Source organism: Zarconia navalis LEGE 11467, assembly GCF_015207075.1.
GTDB classification, from domain to species: domain Bacteria; phylum Cyanobacteriota; class Cyanobacteriia; order Cyanobacteriales; family Geitlerinemataceae; genus Zarconia; species Zarconia navalis.
In genome coordinates this window covers 1-6,055 of record NZ_JADEXN010000337.1, presented here as the reverse complement: position 1 = coordinate 6,055, position 6,055 = coordinate 1, and the positions used below count along the sequence as shown (strand labels likewise).

Annotated in this window: 6 protein-coding genes; 3 read left to right on the top strand and 3 right to left on the bottom strand. The window is 48.1% G+C overall.

The genetic code is table 11. The features are described 5' to 3' along the window. Positions 1–296: 296 nt before the first annotated feature. Together IQ235_RS16320 and IQ235_RS16315 are read right to left on the bottom strand one after the other, a co-directional pair. The gene (locus IQ235_RS16320) at positions 297–902 is read right to left on the bottom strand and encodes a peroxiredoxin (RefSeq protein WP_264322498.1); all 606 of its coding nucleotides are present in this window, start codon (positions 900–902) and stop codon (positions 297–299) included. A 218-nt stretch (positions 903–1,120) separates the two neighbouring features. Beyond that, the gene (locus IQ235_RS16315) at positions 1,121–1,477 is read right to left on the bottom strand and encodes a hypothetical protein (protein ID WP_264322497.1); all 357 of its coding nucleotides are present in this window, start codon (positions 1,475–1,477) and stop codon (positions 1,121–1,123) included. A gap of 243 nt (positions 1,478–1,720) precedes the next feature. Here IQ235_RS16315 and IQ235_RS16310 point away from each other — a divergent pair, with 243 nt between their 5' ends. Together IQ235_RS16310 and psb35 are read left to right on the top strand one after the other, a co-directional pair. After that, positions 1,721–2,410 carry a response regulator transcription factor gene (locus tag IQ235_RS16310; protein ID WP_264322496.1) on the top strand — a complete coding sequence of 230 codons (690 nt, stop codon included), beginning with the start codon at positions 1,721–1,723 and terminating at the stop codon, positions 2,408–2,410. A 351-nt stretch (positions 2,411–2,761) separates the two neighbouring features. Then, on the top strand, positions 2,762–2,977 hold the full coding sequence (psb35, locus tag IQ235_RS16305; RefSeq protein ID WP_264322495.1) for a photosystem II assembly protein Psb35: 216 nt from the start codon (positions 2,762–2,764) through the stop codon (positions 2,975–2,977). 232 nt (positions 2,978–3,209) lie between these two features. Here the strand turns inward: psb35 and IQ235_RS16300 are convergent, their stop codons facing one another. Further along, positions 3,210–4,496 carry a Glu/Leu/Phe/Val family dehydrogenase gene (locus IQ235_RS16300; RefSeq protein ID WP_264322494.1) on the bottom strand — a complete coding sequence of 429 codons (1,287 nt, stop codon included), beginning with the start codon at positions 4,494–4,496 and terminating at the stop codon, positions 3,210–3,212. Between the two features lie 349 nt (positions 4,497–4,845). Between IQ235_RS16300 and IQ235_RS16295 the strand changes: the two genes are divergently transcribed. Further along, on the top strand, positions 4,846–6,055 hold a 1,210-nt coding region (locus tag IQ235_RS16295), incomplete at its 3' end, for a sensor histidine kinase (RefSeq protein WP_264322493.1).

The window sequence follows — 6,055 nt, the reverse complement described above, 5'->3', positions numbered from 1 at the left end:
GATTAGAGATGAATGGCGATCGTTATTCAGACTTTGCCAAATCGTCGATTTAATTGTTTGCGAGTCATGAAATTTGTCAAGATAAAAAGAGGATTTTCTCTTGATGAAACAATTACGTTTGGTTTTCGATCGCAAGTCGCAGATCGTAAAATACGCGAAAACCCCAACCGGGCGATCGCTGTTGTGCAAAAGCATTCTTGATGTTGGGGTATCGAATTTTCAAGCGGCAATTGGGCCGCAAACGGGTGGGAAAGAGGGCGATCGCTCTTCATCCCCACATCGATCGCGAATGCCAGCTATACTGCAGCGAAGTACTCCTTAGATTTGACCGGGTCGGGATTCATGGTCTTGTCTCCAGGCTGCCAGCCCGCCGGACAGACTTCGTCGGGGTGTTCCTGCACGTACTGAATCGCTTGCAGGGTGCGCAGGGTTTCGTCAACGTTGCGACCGAAGGCAAGGTTGTTGATGGTGGCGTGTTGGAGTACACCATCTTTGTCGATGATAAATAAGCCCCGCAGAGCAACCCCAGCTTCGGGTTCGAGAACGTTATATGCCGTACCGATTTCTTTTTTGATATCGGAGACGAGGGGATAGTTGAGATCGCCCACGCCACCAGATTTACGCTCGGTTTGAATCCAAGCTAGATGAGAAAACTCGCTATCAACTGAAACCCCGAGGATTTCGGTATTGAGTTCGCTGAATTCTTCATAGCGATCGCTGTAGGCGGTAATCTCCGTCGGGCAGACAAAGGTAAAGTCTAAGGGATAAAAGAACAAGACCACGTACTGGCCTCGATAGTCGGATAGCTCAATTGTTTCAAATTCTTGGTCGACGACTGCTGTGGCCGTGAAGTTTGGGGCAGGCTGACCTACCCGGAGACATCCTTCGGGTGTCTGGGTCATAACTTTACTCTCCTTGAGGGACTATATCGGCTCGTGCGACGGGGGAAAGCCCAGGGCCCAAAACCCAATCGCAAACTTTTTGAATTCTATTACAAACTGTAACAATTTGGCTCGGACTCATAACGATTTTGAAATCGGCGATCGACCTGGCTCGAGTCAGAAGAAAATCGGTTTTACATTCAAAAAAGTTCGGTCGAAAACAGAAAAACAGCCGGGACTTATTCGACCTGTTCTAAATATCGTTCGAGATCCTCAATAGTCCGCGTGAGTTCCGCTTCGGTCGTCAGGCGAATGCGATCGTCCCGCAAAACGATCAGAACCTTGGCCGCAAAAGGACTCGGCCAAATATTAGGATTACAAAAAACTTCCAAGAACACCTCCCCCGTATACTGATATTCCATCGGTTTTTGAGGACTGGTTTTTCCCGCACGACCTACAGCCGCCTTCTGGGTGGCCGCTTTCAATCGCTCCATCAGTTCGGCAATGTGCGATCGTAGTTCCCGCGCTCCTTCAGGAGTAAAGCGAAATGAGACCGAACCCTCTACCAAGTTAAGCTTAAGCTGAGAGACAGACATTAGCTGAATTTATCCAAAATATTCTGCTATATCATGTTACCTAGGATCGAGCTGTTCGCTGTAAGGCGACCAGTCGTGTTATTGATGGAAGTAAGGCGTTTATGAAGTAAGGAGCAAAAACCTATCCTCATGCGACCCGTTCTCGTACGGCTGTCTTGAGATTTTATCGGCTTCTGACAACTAGCGCCCGTATTTTTTTAGCTATTCTTTGTTAACCCCGTTTTCATCCTTAAAGTCCCGATCATGTCCACTGCCAAAATTCTTGTCGTTGACGACGACATTGCAGTTCGGAATCTAATCCATCGCTACTTGAATAAGCAAGATTACGCTGTTGAGTCTGCTGAAGACGGTAAAACAGCGCTGACCTTATTCGAGCAGCTCAATCCCGACTTGGTGATTTTAGATGTCAATTTACCGGACACTACAGGCTATAGCCTCTGTCAAGAAATGCAGGAGCGTACCGGTGTCTTTGTCTTGATGCTGACTAGCCGAAGTGACGAAGAAGATGTCGTCCAAGGGTTCCAAAAGGGCGCGGATGACTATCTCACCAAACCCTTCAGCCTAGTGGAACTTGGGGCGAGAGTCGCCGCTGTTCTCAAGAGACAGCGCATTGTGACTCCAGCAGCAGCAAAGTGTATTACAGTCGGTTCGCTGACTATCGACCCCGGCAGTCGCGAAGTCAGTTTAAATGACTCTCCGGTGAATTTGACAGCTCTCGAATTCGATTTACTTCATTTTTTGGCCAGCCACCCCAATCGAGTTTGGCGACGATCGGAACTTCTGCAAGAAGTCTGGGACTACGATTACGTGGGAGAACCTCGCGTGGTAGACGTTCACATCGGTCAAATCCGCCGCAAGATCGAAGCTAATAGCGAGGAACCCTCAAAAATTCAAACGGTACGGGGTGTCGGATATAAGTTTGAGGATACTTAATTTGGCATAACTCAGGAGAGACTTATTTCGAACGCGGTTTTGCCCTCGTGGAAACACTGCTCGATCGCGTTAGTATTGTTTGACTGTTGAGTGTCAAATGTGACTGCGATGCGATCGGGTTGTTTTGGAGGTGGTTTGTTCGATGAAGCCCAGGAAATTCATATAAATTAAAAAAACGATATTTTGCGATCGCCTAAAAGTACGACGAGATCTTTCTAATGGTCTCCGATAGGTTGCGGTTTGTGATATCGCCAGTATCAATTGTGTCGGCTGACTTCCAATGGCGATCGTTAATGTTTATGTTTATATCGTGTCAAAAAATAGCGTTCGATAAAGAGAGGATCGATCCGCATGAACGTACTGATAGATGTTGCAGGTGTTAAAGAAGGATTTCAATTTCCCCTCGCATTTACCTTAGTGTATATTGTTGGATTTATTGCAGCTATCTCGATCGGTTTAGTTGCTTGGTATAACTCCAAGCGACCCCCCGGTTGGGAAGATGCCAAGCGTCCCAATTTTATTCCCAAAATTGGTAATGAAGATTCCGATTCTGACCCTCAAGAATAAATCGAGCTGGGAATCATGCGATCGCCAATTCTATGACTCACATAAAAGCGATCGCATTTCCAATTAATATTCAATTAAAAATCATATAATCCTTCCACCATAGGTCGAAGCCCCGATCGACTAAAAAAACTTGAAACAGTGACGATCTCAGTTGTTGGGTTGCACGAGATCGACTGAACCTAACCGACACATTTTTGTCAGTCAAAACAGTCTCATTACTTTATCTTCAATCCTACTCGCGACCGAAATAATTTCTCGTTCCCTTCGCATCGATACTTTTTCCTAACCGTTTGAGGGCATGGACATAAGCGGCCGAGCGCATAGAAATCGATCGCTCCTGGGCCATTTTCCAAATCTTTTCGGTTTCTTCAATCATTTTTTCTTGCAAGCGTCGATCGACTTCCTCGGCCGTCCAATACCAACCACTACGATTTTGTACCCATTCAAAATAACTAACGGTCACGCCACCAGCATTCACTAAAATATCGGGAAAGACCCGAATTCCTTTTTTTTCTAATATTCGATCGGCACTCGACGTTATCGGCCCATTGGCAACCTCAAAAATAAACTGAGCCATAATGTCATTAACATTCGCTTCAGTAATCTGATTTTCGAGGGCGGCAGGAATCAAAATATCCACATCTAATGCTAAGAGTTCGGCATTCGTCAAGCGATTGCGTTCGACGATCGAACAAACAGATCCTTGGCAGTAAACCGCTTGCATTTCTTTATTCGACTCGCGGTAGCGGCGGATGCTGGGAATATCCAATCCGGTTCGATCGTAAACGGCTCCTTGGGAATCGCTGATGGCAACCACTTTGTACCCGGCATGAAACAGTAATTCGGCCAAAACCGAACCGGCATTGCCAAATCCTTGAATGGCAACGGTGGTATCTTGAGGACGGCGATCGAACTTCGGTATCATCGTATTAATCACCGCAAAAGCCCCTGTTGCCGTGGCCGTATTGCGTCCCAAACTGCCCCCGAGTTCGATGGGTTTTCCCGTCACCACTGCCGGAGTGTATTGGCGGCGAATGGTGCTGTAGCGATCCATCATCCACCCCATAATCATCGGGTTCGTATAGACATCCGGTGCGGGAATATCGACATCGGGGCCGATAAAGTCTGCGATCGCATCGATGTATCCCCGGCTGAGGCGTTCGAGTTCGAGGCGGGATAGTTCTTTGGGGTTGAGGGTGATTCCCCCTTTCGCACCGCCGAAAGGGATCCCCAGGGCCGCACACTTGAACGTCATCCAAAACGCTAGGGATTTCACTTCATCGAGAGAAACGTTGGGATGGTAGCGAATGCCGCCTTTCGTGGGACCTCGGGTATCGTCGTGACGCACCCGAAAGCCTTGGAAAATCCGTAGGGAACCGTCATCCATTCGCACGGGAACGGACACTCTCAAACTTGCTTTGGGGAATTTGAGGCGTTCGATCGCATCCTCAGAAATCGATACGTATTTCAAGGCAAGATCGAGTCTTTGGATGGCATCGGCGAATAGAGAGTCTGACATGACGGATACTAGAAGAGAAGTGCAAAAAATAGAAATAAAATCAGATCGGGTAATTTCTCCATTTTTTAATTGAGATGAGGAAAAGACCGAAAATCGAAAATGAGATCGAGATATCTGGAATTGAGATTTAAGCTCGGTTAATTCCTGTTTTCTAACTTAATTCTCCCATTTCTTTATCAGGTTTTTCTCATAATTTTTTGTTACATTGATCTTGGGTGCCCAGTCGAGATTCTACTGAGACTGAATTGGTGAAATTCGAGCGAGATCGTCTTCCGAACCGATCGGGTCGGATAGCCGAAACTGTCAGAGTATCCACCAAAATATTGATAATCCCCCAACATATCGATTCATGCCATTTCGCAACCGTTGGCGACACATCTTCATGCAAGTTCCTCGACAGCTCGATCCGCGATCGCTACGGGTGGGTCTGACGGTGGGTATTGCCACCGTTTCTGCAGTGGGGATGGGTGGAGTGGCCCTGTGGATGAGCTGGAAAATGCAAAATTTGCTCGTGGTAACCCACAAACAAAACGTGGGCTATATCGTCAGTCGTTTCCCTCAAGATGTCGAACGCTATAGCGCCGGGAAATCAGCAAGTGTGGGGTTACAACCGGCGATCGATAGTTTGAGCGTGGAAAACGTTCTGATGTGGATTGAAGACTCCCAGGGTCAGATTTTGGCACAGTCGATGGCACTCAAAGGTCGCAGCGACGATACCAGCGAGCAGTTGATGGATTTGCCGGCCAACCAACTGATTCCCGAGGTGTATCACATTAACGATCGCTACTATCTGCTATGCAGTATGCCGCTAGATGTGAAGGGGATGAGTGTGGGACAACTGTACGTCGCTCAGGATATCACGAACGACCAATTGATGTTCGTGGGGACGATTCGCAGTTTGAGTGCGGCGAGTTTGTTGGCCATCGTCTCGATGACGGTGGCGATCGCCCTGTACGTGCAAAAATCCCTTCAACCCCTGCGCCAGCTTTCTCAACTCGCCGAGACGATTTCCGCTGAAGATCTCGGTCGTACCCAGCTACCCCTCGATCGCGCCCCCACGGAAGTCCGGGAATTGGCACAAACCTGCAATACGATGCTCGATCGCCTATCGGCATCCTGGGAACAGCAGCGACAGTTTGTTGGCAACGTTTCCCACGAACTGCGAACGCCCTTGACACTGGTTTCGGGTTATCTTCAGAGTACTCTGCGTCGAGGCAGCAATCTGACGGAAATGCAGCGGGATGCTTTGGGGATTGCCGCTGCCGAAGCCGATCGCACCATCCGCCTAATGGAACAGTTACTCGAATTAGCCCGCGCCGATAACGGATATTTGCATTTTAATCTCGAACCGGTGTCCCTTAACGATTCGATCGTCGAGGTGGTGGGAATGGCCCGGCAGCAAAGTCATCGCTCGATTGTTTTGCAAGATCCGACCGAAGATATTGTCGTCAAAGCCGATCGCGATCGACTCAAGCAAGTCATCATTAATCTGATCGATAATGCGGTCAAATATTCCGATGCAGAACAACCCGTGACGGTGAGTCTGAATGGAAAAGATG